Source organism: Anaerobiospirillum succiniciproducens DSM 6400 (assembly GCF_000482845.1).
Taxonomy (GTDB): Bacteria; Pseudomonadota; Gammaproteobacteria; order Enterobacterales; family Succinivibrionaceae; genus Anaerobiospirillum; species Anaerobiospirillum succiniciproducens.
The window spans coordinates 37061-55333 of the sequence record NZ_AXWV01000001.1; the positions used below are offsets into that span (position 1 = coordinate 37061).

Annotated in this window: 14 protein-coding genes; 5 read left to right on the plus strand and 9 right to left on the minus strand. The window is 44.2% G+C overall.

Annotation, left to right across the window (positions count from 1 at the left end; all coding sequences use genetic code 11):
* Positions 1–201: 201 nt before the first annotated feature.
* From H524_RS0100130 to H524_RS17195, 7 genes are all read right to left on the minus strand, one after another.
* Positions 202–1506 carry an ATP-grasp domain-containing protein gene (locus tag H524_RS0100130; protein WP_169726104.1) on the minus strand — a complete coding sequence of 435 codons (1305 nt, stop codon included), beginning with the start codon at positions 1504–1506 and terminating at the stop codon, positions 202–204.
* A 287-nt stretch (positions 1507–1793) separates the two neighbouring features.
* Positions 1794–2888, minus strand: coding sequence for a peptide chain release factor 1 (gene prfA / locus H524_RS0100135; protein ID WP_027938775.1), 1095 nt, complete (start codon positions 2886–2888; stop codon positions 1794–1796).
* Between the two features lie 311 nt (positions 2889–3199).
* Entirely contained in the window at positions 3200–4147 is a 948-nt protein-coding gene (locus H524_RS0100140) for a flagellin N-terminal helical domain-containing protein (RefSeq protein ID WP_027938776.1), read from the minus strand.
* Between the two features lie 17 nt (positions 4148–4164).
* Entirely contained in the window at positions 4165–5151 is a 987-nt protein-coding gene (locus tag H524_RS0100145) for a flagellin N-terminal helical domain-containing protein (RefSeq protein WP_027938777.1), read from the minus strand.
* Between the two features lie 18 nt (positions 5152–5169).
* Positions 5170–6159, minus strand: a complete 990-nt coding sequence (locus H524_RS0100150) for a flagellin N-terminal helical domain-containing protein (protein ID WP_027938778.1) — start codon at positions 6157–6159, stop codon at positions 5170–5172.
* Between the two features lie 18 nt (positions 6160–6177).
* Entirely contained in the window at positions 6178–7146 is a 969-nt protein-coding gene (locus tag H524_RS0100155) for a flagellin N-terminal helical domain-containing protein (protein ID WP_027938779.1), read from the minus strand.
* Positions 7147–8099: 953 nt separating this feature from the next.
* Positions 8100–8261, minus strand: coding sequence for a hypothetical protein (locus H524_RS17195; RefSeq protein ID WP_156907489.1), 162 nt, complete (start codon positions 8259–8261; stop codon positions 8100–8102).
* A gap of 667 nt (positions 8262–8928) precedes the next feature.
* On the opposite strand from H524_RS17195, the gene prmC reads away from it, so the two are divergent.
* The 4 genes from prmC (at position 8929) to H524_RS13380 (ending at position 14191) form a co-directional block, all read left to right on the plus strand.
* Entirely contained in the window at positions 8929–9807 is an 879-nt protein-coding gene (gene prmC, locus H524_RS0100170; RefSeq protein WP_027938780.1) for a peptide chain release factor N(5)-glutamine methyltransferase, read from the plus strand.
* Between the two features lie 332 nt (positions 9808–10139).
* Positions 10140–10991, plus strand: a complete 852-nt coding sequence (kdsA, locus tag H524_RS0100175; RefSeq protein ID WP_027938781.1) for a 3-deoxy-8-phosphooctulonate synthase — start codon at positions 10140–10142, stop codon at positions 10989–10991.
* Between the two features lie 569 nt (positions 10992–11560).
* Positions 11561–12520: a hypothetical protein gene (locus tag H524_RS0100180; RefSeq protein WP_027938782.1), complete on the plus strand. Its 960-nt coding sequence runs from the start codon at positions 11561–11563 to the stop codon at positions 12518–12520.
* Between the two features lie 333 nt (positions 12521–12853).
* Entirely contained in the window at positions 12854–14191 is a 1338-nt protein-coding gene (locus H524_RS13380) for an MFS transporter (RefSeq protein WP_084281554.1), read from the plus strand.
* Positions 14192–14430: 239 nt separating this feature from the next.
* Here H524_RS13380 and H524_RS0100190 read toward each other — a convergent pair whose 3' ends face one another.
* A complete protein-coding gene (locus tag H524_RS0100190; RefSeq protein WP_027938783.1) occupies positions 14431–15432 on the minus strand; it encodes a GNAT family N-acetyltransferase in 1002 nt (333 codons plus the stop codon).
* A 433-nt stretch (positions 15433–15865) separates the two neighbouring features.
* Between H524_RS0100190 and H524_RS0100195 the strand changes: the two genes are divergently transcribed.
* Entirely contained in the window at positions 15866–16798 is a 933-nt protein-coding gene (locus tag H524_RS0100195) for an endonuclease/exonuclease/phosphatase family protein (RefSeq protein WP_052338814.1), read from the plus strand.
* Between the two features lie 456 nt (positions 16799–17254).
* On the opposite strand, the gene H524_RS0100200 is transcribed toward H524_RS0100195, so the two are convergent.
* Positions 17255–18205 carry a toxin-antitoxin system YwqK family antitoxin gene (locus tag H524_RS0100200; protein WP_027938785.1) on the minus strand — a complete coding sequence of 317 codons (951 nt, stop codon included), beginning with the start codon at positions 18203–18205 and terminating at the stop codon, positions 17255–17257.
* Positions 18206–18273 lie beyond the last annotated feature (68 nt).

Consider the following 18273-nt stretch of genomic DNA (forward strand, 5'->3'; position numbering starts at 1 on the left):
AGCATGAAATAGATCCAAGGGCACAAGAGATATGCAAAAATAAGAGATATGCAAAACACAAGAGGCAGCCAAGGAGACAAACGACAGGCAAGGACACAAGAGCAGATCTTGTAAAGTAGAGAGAGGTTAAGGCCTTAGCAAAGCGCCAAGGCCTAATTATGGAGTGTAGCTTGAACGTTAGAAGATGTCTTTAAGAGATGCTTATGCTTGCGAGGCTAGGGCGCGTACATAGCGCTTAGCAAGCTCGGTAGCTTGCTCTAAGGTTTTTCCTGTAGTGATGATATAGCCACGTGCACAGTCGGTGCCGCAAGTCATGGCTTTTAAAGGATCTCCCTTTTTAAGATGGTTGCGAATAAGCGCAATATGAGAGCGCTCTTCAGGAGTAAAGATAGCATCTAAGAAGGTATCACTAGTTGCATCGTCATGAGCGTAAGAAGAACCTTCCGGGCAATCTCTAAAGTCATAGAAATGCATGCAAGCAGGTTCTTGCTTAGCAAACTCTACAAATGGCTGCTTATCCACGACACAGCGTTTAAATACTGCAATTGGATTAATCTTATTGGTAAGCTGCATATCGATAATGCTATTACCAGTAAGACGTGGGGAGAAGTCGACAATATTGACCTTGCCATCTTGTCTATTCACAAACATGTCGGCCTGAACATAGCTGTTAACAAGGTTTAGGCTTTTACCAAGCTCCTCAATGCATGGCTTGATGAGCTTAAAGTCCTCAGCATAGTCATCAGATAAATAGGCAAGCTCCTGACGATAAGGTTTTAAAGTCATCTCCTTTTGATAGATGCCTAAACTATGGCATACACCATCAGCATCAATAAAGGCATTGACTAAGTACTCAGTGGCGTAGATGTATTGCTCTACAAGTACAGGATCATCTTTAAAGCGCTCCGGTAGACGATAGGAAAGCAAGTCATCACGGCTTTCAATCACACTCACGCCTAAAGATCCTGAGCCATAGCAAGGCTTGATAATGAGTTGATAGTTAAAGCGCTCTTCAATGGTATTAACCATGCTATGGAGCTGTCGCAGTGACAGTGGCAAAGCACAAGAGCTATCATCAGCCTTAATCGCCTCATCAGGGAGGCAGATAAAGTCGTGGTCATTAAGATGATGAGCGTTTAAATGTAAGTGGAGCTTATGCTTATCAGTAAGCGTATCGATAGCGTGGAATGATGGGCCATTGAGCTTAAAGGTATCGTTGATACGACCAAGTGCCGTTAACGCACGACCAACTGGCACAGCAATGGAGTAATCAAGGTGCTCTTTTTCAATTATGGCATTGACCTGATCTTGTTGAGAAAAGTCGATGTGGTGGCAAGTTAAGTCAGGATGAGACTTTATCTCTTCAGATAGAGCGGGCGCTCTATCAAATGACAATACAGCAAGGTTTTCCTCAAGCAGTAAGCGATAGAAGATTTCTACTTCCCATGAGGCACCCAGTACTAATACTTTAGGCTTTAAAGTCTGCTTGCTGTGATTGTTTTGCATAGCGCTGCACTCAACAAAGATAAAAGATATACGCTCTAAGCTATAGTATAGCATTACCACTTAACTGCAAACATAATGTGCAGCTAAAGCGATAAGAAATAGGCAAGCACAGGAAAACGAGTGAACGCAATGCAGCTAAAGCGATAAGAATTAGTCAGGTACAGGAAAGACCAGCAAATGCACTGCAGCAAAGACAAAGTGGCTGCAAAGATATAAAAAACCTTGCCCATATGAGCAAGGTTTCTTTGGGGATGCATCCACTACCTTAAGTAGTTGCAAGAGAGCTGCTAGAGAGCGCCTTGCTGAGCCATAGCTGCAAGCTGCTCTGCTTGGTACTCTTCGATAACTGGCTGTAAGATCAGATCTAACTTGCCTTCCATAACTTCGTTGAGGCGATATAAAGTCAGATTGATACGGTGATCAGTTACACGGCTTTGTGGGAAGTTGTAAGTACGAATACGATCAGAACGATCACCAGAGCTAAATACAGACTGACGCTGCTCAGCTAAGGTAGCATTGCGCTTGTCTTCTTCAAGCTTGGCTAAACGTGATACGAGAACTTCCATTGCACGAGCACGGTTAGAGTGCTGTGAACGCTGATCTTGACACTCAACTACTAAGCCAGTTGGAATGTGGGTAATACGGATAGCAGAGTCGGTCTTGTTAATGTGCTGACCACCTGCACCGGAGGCGCGGAAAGTATCAATACGCAGATCAGCTGGATTGATCTCTGGAGCCTTTGATGGAGGGATCTCAGGGAGAACCATCACAGTACATGCTGAGGTGTGTACACGACCTTGTGACTCGGTTTCAGGCACACGTTGCACACGGTGACCACCGGACTCAAACTTCATGTAACCGTAAGCACCTTCACCAGAGAGCTTGGCAATAACTTCTTTGCAGCCGCCCATTTCACCTTCAGAAATGGATACTACATCTAAAGTCCAGTGCTTTTGCTCGCAGTACTTGGTGTACAGTCTAAACAGCTCGCCAGCAAATAAAGCAGCTTCATCGCCACCAGTACCAGCACGGATTTCAAGGAAGCAGTTGCAATCGTCGCGCTCGTCGTGAGGCAGCAGTAAGATCTGTAAGTCGTGCTCAAGCTTCTCAAGACGTTCACGTGTTGGGCCAACTTCCTCTTCGGCCATAGCACGCATTTCTTCGTCATCACCGCTGAGCATCATTTCCATTTCTTCGAGATCTGATGAGCAGGTCTTGAACTCTTTGTAAGTATCAACCATTACCTGCAGACGTGAGTACTCGCGGTTAAGCTCACGGAACTTTTCCTGGTCTGCAATCACATCAGGCTGAGCTAATAACTGCTCAACTTCCTGGTGACGCTCTACGATGGAATCTAGTCTTCTAAGAATACTTTCTTGCATTAGCAAACCCAATCTATCTAAGATTCTGTACCGACCTTAGTGTCAAATATAAGCGGCCGGCAAATCAATCGCGTATTTTAACAGTTTATCGCCAATACGACCACATCTAATGCACCATCAACCGTAATCTTTTGCCAAAATCGCCTCTAAACAAGCCCAAAATCCCCTAAAACTCAGGCACCGCTCAAATCATCAAACATACAACAAGCTAAAGCCAAGGCCTTTCAAACAGCTAGCATAAAAAGCAGAAAACCCCGCATAAGCAGGGTTTTCTAAATGAGCAAAACGCTCACAAGCAAAGCCAAAAATTCTTAGCCAAGCAGGCTTAAGCCTAGCTGTGGACGGGTGTTTGCCTGCATCAGCATGGAAGCTGCAGCCTGCTGAATGATGGACTGCTGTGAAAGGTTTGCAGACTCCTCAGCAAAATCAGCATCGCGAATACGTGAGCGAGCATCAGCCTCATTAGCAGCAACGTTAGACTGGTTGCGGATAGATGACTCAAGTCTGTTCTGGATCGCACCAAGATCGGCACGTTGTGCATCTACGTGACCAATCATCTTATCCATAAGCTCAATAGTTAATTTGGCTACGGATGCAGCTGAGAACTTGAATGTAACCGTGCTTTTGCCATTATCAATCGCTACAAGTTTATCTTTGATGTTTGTATCAAAATTAGCATCAGCAGCCTTACCCGCTACGGAAAACTGAAGATTCACTAAGTTAAAGCTGATGGTATCGCCCTTATTTGAGCCGACCTGCAAAGTAATATTTTGAGTAGCACCTGCAGCTGCTGGAGGTTGTGCATTACCTGCAATAGGATCGATTGAGTTTGTCTGCTTGCCATTGAGAATTGTTTTGCCTGCAAAAGTTGTTTGCTTGGCAATTCGTGTTATCTCTGTTGCTAGTGCAGAAGCTTCTTTTGATAAAGACTCTCTGTCTTTTTCAGTGTTAGTACCGTTGTTTGCCTGAACTGCTAAAGTACGAATCTTTTGGAGCATGCCAGCGATTTCGTCCATGCCTGCTTCTGCTGTCTGAGCTAAAGCGATACCGTCAGATGCGTTGCGGTTACCCTGGTTGAGACCATTAATCTGGGATGTTAGACGGTCAGCAATTTGGAGGCCTGCAGCGTCATCTTTAGCGCTGTTTATACGAAGACCTGAGGATAATCTTTGGTATGTCGTGGTCAGGGAGTTCTGGACGTTGCCTAAGTAGCGCTGGCCCTGAAGAGCTGAGTAATTGGTATTAACATATACTGCCATGGTAGATACTCCTCACATTAACCTAACAGACTCAAGCCAAGCTGTGGACGGGTGTTTGCTTGCATCAGCATGGAAGCGGCAGCTTGCTGGATGATTGACTGCTGAGATAAGTTAGCTGATTCTTCAGCAAAGTCAGCATCGCGAATACGGCTGCGAGCGTCGGCCTCATTAGCAGCAACATTAGACTGGTTGCGGATAGATGACTCTAAACGATTTTGTAAAGCACCAAGGTCGGCACGCATGCCATCAACCTTGGCAATTGCGGTATCCATCAGGTCGATAACTTCACCAATATACTTCAACTGACCTTGTTGGCCCTGACCTGTTGGAGGAGCAAAGCTGATCTTATTGATGTTAATGGTTACTTCACCGTTGGTAACTTTAAAGAATTTGTCATTACCAATAAGATCGCCATTAGCTGCGATCTTAGAGAAGTAAACCGACTCAACATCAAATGAGATGGTGTCGCCCTTATTCGAACCTACTTGTAAAGTGAGAGTGCCTTTATCACCTGCTGGGTTATTACCGCCAGCACCTGGGCCACCACCGGCAGCAGGATCGCCGTAGATAGAACCAGCTACTTTGCCATTTAAGACTGACTTTCCAGCAAAGGTGGTTTGGGTGGAGATGCGGTTGATCTCTGTAGCTAAGGCGGACATTTCCTTAAAGAGAGCGGAGCGATCTTCAGTTGTGTTGGTGCCATTAGCTGATTGGACAGCTAAAGTACGCATCTTCTGAAGCATTCCTGAGATTTCGTCCATGCCAGACTCAATAGTCTGGGCAAGTGCGATACCGTCTGAGGCGTTACGATTTCCCTGATTTAAACCATTTATCTGGCTTGTTAAGCGATCTGCGATCTGGAGACCGGCAGCATCGTCTTTGGCGCTATTGATCCTCATTCCGCTAGATAGACGCTGATATGTGGTCGTCAGAGAGTTCTGGACGTTGCCTAAGTAGCGTTGGCCTTGAAGAGCGCTGTAATTTGTATTCACATAAACTGCCATTGAAGCGTACCCCTCATATTAACCTAATAGACTTAGACCAAGCTGTGGACGAGTATTAGCCTGCATCAGCATCGATGCGGCAGCCTGCTGAATGATTGATTGCTGTGATAGGTTGGCTGATTCTTCAGCAAAGTCAGCATCGCGAATACGGCTGCGAGCGTCGGCCTCATTAGCAGCAACATTAGACTGGTTGCGGATAGATGACTCTAAACGATTTTGTAAAGCACCAAGGTCGGCACGCATGCCATCGACCTTGGCAATAGCGCTATCCATCAGGTTGATAACATCACCAATATACTTTAGATTATTGCCACCTTGATTGCCTGCTGGTGGTGTAAAGCTAATCTTATTGATGTTAATGGTTACTTCTCCGTTGGCAACCTTGAAGAATTTATCAGCATTTGTGCCAATGAGATTGTTATCATTTGCAATCTTCGAGAAGTACACAGATTCAACATCAAAAGAGATGGTGTCGCCCTTATTCGAACCTACTTGTAAAGTTAGAGTGCCTTTATCACCAGCAGGATTAGCGCCTGGACCAGGAGCACCACCGGCTGCAGGATCGCCGTAGATAGAACCAGCTACTTTGCCGTTTAAGACTGACTTGCCCGCAAAGGTGGTTTGGGTTGAGATTCGGTTGATCTCGGTTGCTAAGGCCCCCATCTCTTTAAAAAGAGCAGTGCGATCTTCAGTAGTATTGGTTCCGTTTGCTGATTGGACTGCTAAGGTACGCATCTTCTGAAGCATACCTGAGATCTCATCCATGCCTGACTCAATAGTCTGAGCAAGGGCGATACCGTCAGAAGCGTTACGATTTCCCTGATTTAAGCCATTTATCTGGCTGGTTAAACGATCAGCGATCTGGAGACCAGCAGCATCGTCTTTGGCGCTATTGATCCTCATTCCGCTAGATAGACGCTGATATGTGGTCGTCAGAGAGTTCTGGACGTTGCCTAAGTAGCGTTGGCCTTGAAGAGCGCTGTAATTTGTATTCACATATACTGCCATGGGAATTACTCCTTACTATTAGCCTAAGAGGCTTAAGCCAAGCTGTGGACGGGTGTTGGCCTGCATCAGCATGGATGCGGCAGCCTGCTGGATGATAGACTGCTGTGAAAGGTTTGCAGACTCTTCTGCAAAATCAGCATCACGAATACGTGAGCGAGCATCAGCTTCGTTAGCAGCAACGTTAGACTGGTTGCGGATAGATGACTCAAGACGATTCTGGAGCGCACCTAAATTAGCGCGCTCAGCATCGACAGCACCAATCATGATATCCATAGCAGCGATCAATGATTCTGGTGCTCCTGCGACAGAGAAGTTGATGTTTACAGCGTCATCTGCTCCCTTTCCAATTGCAGTTGTATGATCCTTGTAAATCTTGTCAAATGCTGCGTTATTGCCAGTACCTTGAATCTTATTTGCTTCAGCCAACTTTGAAAAGATCATATTTTGTAGATCAAATGAGATTGTATCTCCCTTGTTTGAGCCAACCTGAAGACTAATTGCTTGCGCTTTACCTTTGTTCTGTGTAGCGTTTGCTCCTGTTGGAGGGGCAATAGAGTTATCTTGCTGACCATTCAGGATAGTCTTTCCAGCAAAGGTTGTCTGCTTTACGATACGATTGATTTCTGTAGCTAAAGCAGTAGCTTCTTTTGACAGAGCCTTCTTGTCATCTATAGTGTTAGTACCATTATTAGCTTGTACTGCTAAGGTACGGATCTTCTGCATCATGCCAGAGATCTCATCCATTGCAGATTCAGCTGTCTGGGCAAGTGCGATACCGTCTGATGCGTTACGATTTCCCTGATTTAAGCCATTTATCTGGCTTGTTAAGCGATCAGCGATCTGGAGACCAGCAGCATCGTCTTTGGCGCTATTGATCCTCATTCCGCTAGATAGACGCTGATATGTTGTCGTCAGAGAGTTCTGGACGTTGCCTAAGTAGCGTTGGCCTTGAAGAGCGCTGTAATTTGTATTCACATATACTGCCATAGTGCAATCCTATGATTTGATGCTTCAAAATCTATTGATGAGTGAAGTAGTATCCGGATATCTGCACCATGAGGTTGGTGGCTGAGCGTTTCTGGCCAAATGTAATCTTAATAGTTGCCTGAATTATGAGCGATCAAAACAACTAGGTAGCTGATCACATTAGATGCGGTCTAATGTGAGTAATGATTTTGCAAAAGGCTGTATTGCTTTGGCTAAATTCATAAAACAGATCCGGTACATATACCTAATCGTATTTTACACAAAACAATAAGCATAAATGTGTAAGACCCGTAAGGTTTTGTTTAATAGACTTTTCTGTTCAACGGATGCTGTAGTCTTTCAAAAGCGTATTTAATGCGGATTGTTGAGTATTAAGTGAAAATGGGTGTAAAGCATAATGAAACTCGTTATTAGCACTTATTAGACAAGGTGTTGGTATAACGAATTAGCTTTAAGTTGGGTAGAGGCCGGCTTAAATATAGGAATGGTCGTTTTAGTTGCTAAAACAAAGCAGTGCTGTGGCTTTATGTAACCTAGATACATTAGTTATATCTATTGTCAGGCAAATGCACTAAATCTATACGCTTGCGGAAAATTGCTTTGAGAAACTAAATGTTTTGTTCTTTTAGCCAGCAACGCCATGCGCTTTATCAATGGTTCGTTATTATTCAAATGCCAGTAAATATAGGCTCTACAAAGTAACTTTCGATGGTGCTTGATTGTTTTGTGCTGGTATTGCACATAGGCCTGACTGATGGGCGTGGCTGAGGTTGCGGATAAAATCTTGGCTAAGATCGCTGCTGTAGAGAGGCTAGAGGTTGTTTATGTGTGGTGGGTGAGATTTGAGGAGGGTAGATAGCAGAAAAGCAACCGAAGCTGCTTTTCTACATGGCCAATTGCTTGGCCATAACACGATACACTTATTTCAGAGGTGCGCTCTGGTGGTCTCTCAATTAGTGAGAGGCTACTACGTTGGCAGGATTTGATTGCTCAACCTGCTCATTGGTCTTATTGTTGGAGCTTACATTAGCTGCAACTGCAGTGGTCTTAGCAGTGTATGGAGCAGCGATTGAAGAAGATAAGCTCATAAGGATGCTGTACATAATGTTAGTCATAATATTACCTGTTTAAATCTTTTGTTAGTTAGTTTCTTAAGCACAACCATCTGCGCCGTTTGAGTCCCATAGGCGTCTATTCTTTTAATGGTGTGACTATGTGCTTAAGCTAAATTCTGTCAAAGGCTAGGTTAGTGCAGTGATAGCACTATATGCTCGAGTCTCTTGTGAGACTTAGTTGATAGCAAGATTGATTGCTATGGAGCTTACGAACCTAAAGAAGCAACTATCTGAAAACTAATTGAATCATCAGTACTAGGTAGTCTTAATTTATGTGAACTATATCACAAATTTTATGTGATGTGGATCAAATTTTGCTTCAAATTTTCAGTTACAACTGTTTGCGATGAATAAGCCGTTCTTGGATGGGTTTTGCCTTAGTTTTACTGCCTCATAATAATGCGAACGCTTATGAGTGATGGGCTTTGTTAATCACAATTTGCTGTGTAGATGCTTATGATCCTTGAAGCGCTGATGGTTTATGCTGGTGGCGCTTTTGTATGTTTTGCACGGACTGTGTGGCTGATACGAAGAGCATATATAGCCCGTTTGATAACTTTGTTCCCGAATTTTGCTGATTGCTAGTGCTTAGTCAGTACAATATGCGACTGGGCTACAATCAATACCGCAATACCGGATCATGGTCTAAGTAGATGAGGATAGGCACGTGCAATTAAGAGAGTTATTAAAAGAGGCGATACAGTCTTTTGAGGCACAAGGTATCGAGTCAGCCAAGCTTGATGCCAAGCTGTTAATGATGCATGTGACAGGTCTGTCCTTTACCATGCTCACTGTCTACGATGATAAAGAGCTAACTGATGAGCAAGTTGCGGCCTTTAAGGACTTAGTAGCTAAGCGTGAGGAAGGACATCCCATTGCTCATCTGATTGGGGAGCGCGATTTTTGGTCGCTTACTTTAAAAGTTACTAAAGATACGCTGATCCCAAGACCAGATACTGAGGTGCTAGTAGAAAAGGCATTGTCTTTAATTGATGAGCATCAGCTAAAGAGCGTCATCGATTTAGGCACAGGTACTGGAGCAATCATTTTGTCTTTAAAGAAAGAGCGTCCACTACTTGATGCATATGCGGTTGACTTTAGTGCCGCTGCTCTTGAGGTAGCAATGGAAAATGCTAGGCTTAATGATCTTAGCGTTACCTTCATGCTTGGATCGTGGTTTGAGGCTTTAAAGTCTGACAAAGTTGCCTCTGAGGATACTAACTTTGCTGTATGCCATTCCTTTGATTTGATTGTATCGAACCCGCCATATATCGAAGAAAATGATCCGCATTTAAGTGCGGGCGATGTTCGCTTTGAGCCGTTGAGTGCTTTGGTATCAGGCAAAGATGGATTGGATGATATTAGGCTGATTGCAAGTGAAGCTCGCGAGCATTTAAATAAAGGCGGTTTCTTGATCTTTGAGCACGGCTACAATCAAGCTGCAGCAGTACAAAAGATCATGACAGATCTTGGCTACAGCGAAGTAGCCTCAGCAAAAGACTACGGCGGTAATGACCGTATAACCTTTGGTAAATGGGCCTCATAAGATTAAGTAGTTACTGATAACTGCAGTATCTTAGGCGGTAGTTGGCCTAAATGGTCTGTATGGATATGGCTATATGGCTGATAATTTGAGCATTTTATGCGGTCTAGTTACGAGTATTTAGGATGAGGTGAACTCAATAGGCAAAAGATCAGGAAAATGGTGAGAGTTTAGGTTAAAATAGCTGTTTTAGCTTTCAGCATAGATACTGAAAACTAGTTAATACGCCTCTGTGGCAGTGGCTAAAAATTCTTAGCCTGCGCTTGAGTGCCTTTTGCTATTTATGAGCTTGAGGCTAGAGTCATGCGTAAGATTGAGCAATTTGGTGGTTTGATATGACACTTGAGAAGATTAAGGTTGGTTCTTTTGAGATCGGTAATGAGCTTCCATTGACTATCATTGGCGGTCTTAATGTACTTGAGGACTACGACTTAGCAGCTCGTACTTGCGAAAAGTTCATGCAAGTGTGTGAAAAGTACGGTCTCAACTATGTCTTCAAGGCAAGCTTTGATAAGGCTAATCGTTCTTCTAACCACTCTTACCGTGGTCCTGGTCTTGATGCGGGTATGTTGATCTTCAAGCGTTTAAAGCAGGAATTTAATGTCCCAATCATTACCGATGTTCACGAGCCATATCAGTGCAAAGAGGTTGCTTCTTACGTTGATATTCTGCAGCTTCCTGCTTTCTTAGCTCGTCAAACTGACTTAGTTAACGCCATGGCAGTAACTGGCAAGCCAATTAATGTAAAGAAGCCACAGTTTATGGCTCCAGCACAAGTTGCCAATGTTATTGAAAAGTTTGAAGAGGCCAATAACAATCAAATCATGATCTGCGAGCGTGGTAGCCAGTTTGGTTATGACAATCTCGTAGTTGACATGCTCGGTTTTGGCGTGATGAAGAAGGTCAGCAACAACGCTCCTTTAGTGTTTGATGTTACCCACTCACTGCAGTGCCGTGCAGCTGATGCTAAAGCCTCTGGCGGTCGTCGTTCTCAGTCTTTAGAGCTTGCCAAGTCTGGTGTTGCTCTTAAGATTGCAGCTTTATTCTTAGAGGCTCATCCAGATCCTGCTCAGGCTAAGTGCGATGGCCCAAGCGCTCTGCCATTAGATTTACTTGAGCCATTCATTGCTCAAATTGCTGAGCTCGATAAGCTCATTAAGTCTCAAGCTAATTTAGTAATTGAATAAGCAAGCTCTTTAGCTTAAGCCGCAATAGCTTAAGAGCGCAGGTGCTCTCAACTTAAGGATATATCCTAATTTTTCACTATCTAAGTTTTGATAGTATGAGCACCTGCCAAAAGGCATCGTTCACACTAATCATGCCTGCTCACACTAATCATGCCAACTCACACTAATAATGCCTGCTCACCTGGGCAAGGACATGCTTTGCACCTTGTGGCATTAGTGTCCTTGGTCATTGAGCTGATCATTGTGGATCATGTTTAGTTACTAAGTGCATAGCATACAAAATGTAGCTATAATGCACACTCTACAATTTTAGGTGCCCATAAAATTGCCATATGCTTGAGAGTTTTTAGCTCACAGGTAAAGGCATTGCACCTTACTTAAGTAACCAATTTTTTTTGCTATAGCTAAATCGCAAGTTCATCAAACAGACCTTGCTATACGTTGCCAAGTGCTAACTTACGTAGTTATCTAAGCACTGAGCATAACGCTATAAGCCGTAATTTATAAGCTTTCAACCATGTGTGTGGTGTCAAAGCTACAATACAATATTGAACAATCGGAGCATCAATATGCTTACTAACCACAGTCCTTTTAGCAAAACAGCACTCTTCTCAGCATTATGCGCTACTTTAATGTTAACCGCCTGCAATGATTCCAACGCATCAGGTGCAGCCGCTGTAACTGCTGTTGAGGCTCAGGATTCTACTAAGTTAGTAACCACCGCCTCCGATATCAAAGATCGTAACCACGTTTGCTTCACCATGGACGTTAACAATGTAAAGTGCGTACTTGGTGATACTGTTGCTTATGTGCCACAGCCAATCTTAGATGAGGCTCCACAGAACAACAGCAAAGATAAGAAAAAGACTTCTGCTAAGGAAAAAGAGGCTCAGGCTCAGTTACTGGCTAACCAGAATGCCTTAAACGAAGCCCGTTCCTTAGTCTTTGTTGCTAAGTACTGCGACATGGAGCGTCCTGTTGTTTACTCTAAGGAAGGTGTTGCTTGTACCTTTAAGCCACACGCTTTATACGATGCCGGTGCTGTTGCTGAGGCTACTCAGTATCAAATGAACTTAATTGACTCTGAGGAGTTCTTTAAGGAAGTTGCTGCAGTTGAAGGTGTAGAGAAGTTTACTGATCCAGCTTTCGGTACTCACGGCGGCTATCGTATTTTCTTAGAGCACGGTGCTAAGAAGGACGGCATGAAGATTGGTGATAACACCTCTGCTCGTATCCTGACTAAGCGCATTGACCGTGATGGTAATGTTTTAGGCTTCTACCACGAGGAGCTGAACTTCGAGAACTTAAATCCTCAGATGAAGATCTTAACTGCAGGCCTCGTTGAGGGCGATCACGTTAAGCTCGTATTTGATACCAACTTACAAGATGAGCAGCCATTATGGCGTACTTCTTCTTTAGAGTTTGGTCAGCCATACATCTGGGAAGTTTCAGTACGCTCTGTAGGCCCAGCCATTGTTGAGCAGCCGCAGAACACTGAAGCAGCTACTGAGTCTAAGGCTAAGAAATAGCATTTGACGAAGGCATAGCAAATTTTAAAGCAGCGCCTCAAGGGTCTAACTCTTGGGGCGTTGTTCGTTTTGGCAGGAACAAAAATCACTTGCACGAGCGCTTGCTAGAGGTATTGCTTAAAACGTGATTGGATAGAGCCCCAAGCGCTTTTTGATAGTAAACAAGTGTGTTAGCAAGGCTCAGATTGTTAATAACGCTAGCATTTGAGTAGATAATTTGAGTCCAGCACTCATGTACAATAGGCCGCATTAGTCTTTCACATGGACTAGCTAAGTAGTTTCTGTATGGCTTTGGTCTATGCTTGTTGCCTTGTTTAGTAATGGAGAGGCGCTATGGTCATCAAAGGCTTAATTGCTTTGTCGTTCGGCACTTTAGGTTTAGGTATTGCCGAATATGTAGCTATGGGATTGTTACCTTATTGGGCTAAAGACTTTGATGTCTCAATTGCGCAAAGTGGTCATGCTATCTCAGCCTATGCTGTGGGCGTGGCGGTGGGTGCTTTTGTCACTATTGTGATGCGCAAGATGAAGCTTAAGAGCATCTTAATTTCTCTTATCTTGGTGCATATCTTAGGCAATGTGCTCACAGCCTTTGCTCCAACCTTTGAGACTATGCTCGGTGCTCGTTTTATTGCTGGCCTGCCTCATGGTGCATATTTTGGAGTGGGCTCTATCATTGCGCAGCGCCTTGCAGCTAAGGGTAAAGGAACCTCAGCAGTAGCCATCATGGTGGCAGGTATGACGGTGGCAAATATCTTTGGTGTGCCATTAGGAACAGCCTTAGCTCATTCCATGTCTTGGCGCAGCATCTTCTACATCGTGACTGTATGGGGTCTTCTCGTATTACTCTCAGCCATACTGTGGATTCGAGATGTAGGCAAGGTTAAAGATACCGGACTTAAAGGACAGTTTTTGTTCTTAAGACATCCTGCTCCGTGGTTAGTGCTGGCAGCAACCATGTTTGGTAATGCCGGTATCTTCTGTATGCACTCATACATCAGCCCAATCTTAACTGACTATGCTATGCTGCCACTACAAAGTGTGTCTGTGATTATGGCGGCTATGGGTGTATCCATGGTGATTGCTAACTTAGTCTCTGGTCGTCTGTGCGATCGCTATACTCCAGGCAAGGTAGCTTTTGTCTGCCAGTTTATGACCATTTTCATTTTGCTCGCTATCAGCGCCTTTGGTACCAATCCAGTGGCCTGTATTATCTTGGTGTGCTTAGCTGCAGGTATGCTCTTTGCGATTTCATCACCAGAGCAGGTATCGATCTTACGCTGTGCGCCAGGCGGTCTCCTCTTAGGCGCATCTATGGTTCAGGCAGCCTTTAATCTTGGCAATGCTATGGGCGCTTATGTCGGTGGTGTGCCTTTTGATTACGATATGAGCATTGCTTATGTCACCATTTTCGGTGCCGTATTAGCCGCCATTGGTGCTTATGCTCTGTTCTTATATTTCACAAAGCACGAGAGCTACTTTGCTGACCTCAAAGAGGTAGAAGATGACGAGAACAATCAAGACGGTATCTCCATGGCTCCATCAACTGCAGCACCTTCTCATGATTTTGGTATGTCCAATCAGGCGCTCAGTGAGTACCATGCAGCACGTGCCGCTGAATATGCCGAACTTGCCGAGCAAGAAAAGCTCAGTAAGCATGATAAAAGTTAGTTTGAGACACTTACTTGCTTGCTCAACTATGCAGGCAGTTTAGCTCACTTCAAGAGCGTGGCAGTTTGGACACAGTTGGTCTTAATGCCACGCTCTTTTGCATTATGCTGTTGTTAATTGCTCTAGAACACCCCATGCATTGCAATGACAGCTAGATCTTTTGCATACATTTCAATGCTATGCCTAATCGTGCCTTGCATCGCCTTGCCATGCCATGCTATGCCATAGCATGTCATGGGCTAGCGTAGGGTGTAGAGGTACATTTTGCTCGAGTCAAATGCAAAGTTGTCAGGAAGCAGCGTGGCAGGCAAGTGCTTAAAAGATAGCGATGCGTAGAGACTGATAGCAGGGGCAAAAGTACGGATGGTATCGAGGAAGAGCAGTGTTTTTGCTTGCCTAGGATTTTGGGATTCTCTTGAGTTTTGCTGTGCACAATAGTCGCCAGCGGCATGGATGAGCTCAGTTGCAATACCTTGGCGGCGGCATACGGGGCGCACGAAGACCTTAGATATATAGCAATAGCTGTTTATATGAGGAGAGCTGCAATCAAAATCACTACCACTTTGATCTAAAAGCAATGCAGGGTTTTTGCTGTAATTGCCTGTCTCATAGTGCAGTAGACCAACTACTGAGCTTGATAAATGCTCGGCGGTGCCGTTTGTAGACTTTGCTAAAGGACTTACAGTGGCCAGAAGACAATGGCCAGCAGTGAGTAAATGGATGATGTGAGCAAGGATTTCGCGCAGCAGCTTGCGAGGGATGCGCTTATCACTGCTCTCTTGACAATAGAGAGGCTTAAGCTCGGCATCAATGAGCGCATTAAGCTTGGCGTTGTCTGAGATCTCAGATGCTACTGGCATTGCCGTGCAATGCTTAACCAAGCGCTCACAGATTTCTTGAGACTGTTTGATGACTAAGTAAGCTTGCTCAGAGTCAAAGCACTGCTCACACAATTGCAGACACGTGCTAGCTTGCTCAAGAGGTGCATCACAGTTGCTGCAGCTTAAGAGACTGTCTTGCCTGTATGAGCTATCAGTTTGCTGCCGTGAGCTGTTCGCTTGTACGCAGGTGTTATGTGGGTGCTTACATGAACTTGCGCCATTGTAGTAGAGGCTTGAGGAGCTGTAGATGCGAAAAGATGAGAGGTATTCACAAGCTAAACAGAACACCTTGTCAAAATGACGTGAGTGATCATAGTGCTCGATGGATACTAGAAACTTATCTAGATCTAGTTCAGACATGTGATACCTAACTGTGTGAAATCTTAATAACAGCTCATAAATTCTAAGTTACTGTGAGTAATTTTCTACCTTGTACATAGCTATTAGCAATGCGTGTACATTTTCAGTGCAAAAGAGCTTTCAGCCCTAGATACATGGGCCTTTGGCGGCACTGCTTGTTGTGACCTAGTATACAGTTTTGCCACAGATGTAAGTTAGCTCAATACAAATCTGTGATGAGAGCCAAGGACATAAAGCGCCTATAGACCTAACCTGATGCCATTACTTAGGCAAAAGCAGGTAGCTAAAGAGCAAATTAATATTGCAAGGCGATACTGCAAAAGCACTTAACGATCTTCTTTGTGTAGTCCATTTGCCTAAAGGTGGTTATAGCTAAGCTAAAGCGACATGGGTGTTGCTTTGTCGAGCTAAAAAGACTTCAAGGTTGTGTGGTATGAAACTTAGCAAGCTTTCAAAACTTTTAGTATCAACATTCGTGGCGGCATCGTTATGCTCTGCTAGTGCTTTTGCTCAGGATATTGGTGATAGCCAGGCGGCAGCTCCTGTAATTGCATCAGCCAAGATGGGCATTACCGATAAGATCTACACCTCGAAAAAGCCAAGTATTCGTGTAGCTACATACAATATTGGCGCAGCTATGCTCTCTTCAGTTGAGGATGTAGTTAAGGCCGTTAAGTCCTTAAAGGCAGATGTGATATGCCTTAATGAAGTGGATAGAAACACTGTACGCTCAGGCAATTTAGATCAGGCTGCATTTATCGCCAAAGAATTAAATATGGAATATGCCTTTGCCAAGACCATGGATTTTGATGGTGGCGAGTATGGTATGGCTATTCTATCTAAGCACCCGATTAAGAATTTTGAGGTAGTTAATCTACCTAACGGCCAAGAGGGTGTAGATGAGCCACGTATTGTGCTGATTTGTGAAATTGACCATCCACGTTTTGATAGCCCTGTAGTGATGATGAATACTCATCTTGACTACAAGGAAGATCACGTACTGCAGCGTCGCCAAATCACCAGACTTAATGACTTAGCTGTTGCGAATATCACCTTAAAGAATATCGAAAGCTTCACTACCAAAGTTAAGATTTTAGCTGGCGACTTCAACGATACTTACAACTCAGAAAACATCGCTGAACTGCAGCGTTACTGGGATCCGGTGGTGGATAAAGAGGCCTACAAGATGCGCACTTGGCCAGCCTTAAATCCAATGGCTGATCTGGACCATATCTTCACCTCGCGCGGTCAAAGATGGCATATTCGCACTGTACACGTGCCTACCTCAAAAGAAAACAAGATTAACTGGGCCTCCATCTCTGACCATCGCCCTGTAGTTGCCGATTTACAGCTCATCGAGAGGTAATACTTCACAGGCACATAAGCACAAGGGACTTATGTGCCTCACCCTTAATATCTTTTCCCTTAGACGATTTAAGGCAGCTTCGGCTGCCTTCTTACTTCATACACCCACAAAAATAACAAACAAATAAACGCTCCCCGCGCCCATCAGCGTACTCTAAACTTGAAGATCATCCATCATCAGAACGGGCATAATGACGTGCTCGCATTTATGCTGCAGCATTGGCGACAATCAGGGCTCTTGCATCTAATAGCACATCTAGCGATAAGTCACTTACCCTCATCAAGCTCATGAATACTAATTGAGCTGTCACTCGAAGCATCATCGTTACTAATCGAGCTGTCGCTCGATGCGTCATCGATACTAATCGTGCTCTCACTAGATGCTACTAATCGAGCGCTCACTCGGAGCATCATCGATGATGATTTCGTATTCGGTATTCTCTAAAAGGTCTCTATCTTAGTTCTTGATGCCTTCTGATTCTTCTACAAGATTGCCCTGTTGGTCATAGAGTTTAAATCTGCCTGTTGGTCGACCATCTTTCATCTCAACTTCGCCCATGAGTCTGCCATCAGGACTGTAGTTTTTTTGATATCCATCAGGCTTGCCATTGACGTAGTTTTGTACGACCTTAGCGCCATCAGGACGGTACCTAATCATCTGTCCGTCCAAGTTACCAAGCTTAAAGTTTGCTTCCATAGCAACCTTGTCTGAGTCAGGGAAGTATGTCTTATAGTGGCCATGACGCTTACCATCTTGAATGGAGCCTTCTTCAAGTGGCTTGCCACTTTCAGAGAAAGTTTGGTACGGGCCATTTTGCACTCCAAGCTCAAAGTTAACCTTACTTTTGAGCACTCCGTTTTCGTAATAATCAAGAGCGGTGCCGTGCAGCTGATTGTCGACAAAGTTGTGCTTAAACTGCAATTTGCCAGATGGATAGTATTGCTCAACCATACCATTTAGTTTGCCAGCCTTGTACTGAGCTTTAACTCTTAAAGTGCCACTATCAGGATAGTACTGCACGGTTTGGCCATCACGCTCACCGTCTTTGAATGTACCATGGTCAATGAGGATGCCTTCTTGATTCCATGATTCAAACAGGCCATTTTGCTTACCATCCACCCAATGGCCAATTTCACGGAGTTTACCCTCGCTAAACACGACATTGAGGCCATCTAAATCGCCATCCTTGTAGCTGTAGATGCTATAACCTGTGTCGGTAGAGTCCTTAACACGGCCAGTGAACAACTTGCCATTTTTATCGTAGATGATCCCATCAGTATTAGTAAGCTCACTTTCATCAGTTGAGGGTAATAAGTCGTACAGATGATAGCGATAGTTATAGGCCACAGTTGAGCTAATACCAATGACTAATAGTGCAGCAGCGCCTGCTAAATAGAGTTTTTGCATAGTCTCAACCTTACAAAAAATGAGTTGTTACTGACACAGCCACATAAGAGCTTTGCCTAAACTTGTAA

What these genes read in the sequence shown, in the direction of transcription:
- H524_RS0100130 (WP_169726104.1), bottom strand. Translation starts at nt 1,506, where the DNA reads ATGCAAAACAATCACAGCAAGCAGACTTTAAAGCCTAAAGTATTAGTA.
- prfA (WP_027938775.1), bottom strand. Translation starts at nt 2,888, where the DNA reads ATGCAAGAAAGTATTCTTAGAAGACTAGATTCCATCGTAGAGCGTCAC.
- H524_RS0100140 (WP_027938776.1), bottom strand. Translation starts at nt 4,147, where the DNA reads ATGGCAGTATATGTTAATACCAATTACTCAGCTCTTCAGGGCCAGCGC.
- H524_RS0100145 (WP_027938777.1), bottom strand. Translation starts at nt 5,151, where the DNA reads ATGGCAGTTTATGTGAATACAAATTACAGCGCTCTTCAAGGCCAACGC.
- H524_RS0100150 (WP_027938778.1), bottom strand. Translation starts at nt 6,159, where the DNA reads ATGGCAGTATATGTGAATACAAATTACAGCGCTCTTCAAGGCCAACGC.
- H524_RS0100155 (WP_027938779.1), bottom strand. Translation starts at nt 7,146, where the DNA reads ATGGCAGTATATGTGAATACAAATTACAGCGCTCTTCAAGGCCAACGC.
- H524_RS17195 (WP_156907489.1), bottom strand. Translation starts at nt 8,261, where the DNA reads ATGACTAACATTATGTACAGCATCCTTATGAGCTTATCTTCTTCAATC.
- kdsA (WP_027938781.1), top strand. Translation starts at nt 10,140, where the DNA reads ATGACACTTGAGAAGATTAAGGTTGGTTCTTTTGAGATCGGTAATGAG.
- H524_RS0100180 (WP_027938782.1), top strand. Translation starts at nt 11,561, where the DNA reads ATGCTTACTAACCACAGTCCTTTTAGCAAAACAGCACTCTTCTCAGCA.
- H524_RS13380 (WP_084281554.1), top strand. Translation starts at nt 12,854, where the DNA reads ATGGTCATCAAAGGCTTAATTGCTTTGTCGTTCGGCACTTTAGGTTTA.
- H524_RS0100190 (WP_027938783.1), bottom strand. Translation starts at nt 15,432, where the DNA reads ATGTCTGAACTAGATCTAGATAAGTTTCTAGTATCCATCGAGCACTAT.
- H524_RS0100195 (WP_052338814.1), top strand. Translation starts at nt 15,866, where the DNA reads ATGAAACTTAGCAAGCTTTCAAAACTTTTAGTATCAACATTCGTGGCG.
- H524_RS0100200 (WP_027938785.1), bottom strand. Translation starts at nt 18,205, where the DNA reads ATGCAAAAACTCTATTTAGCAGGCGCTGCTGCACTATTAGTCATTGGT.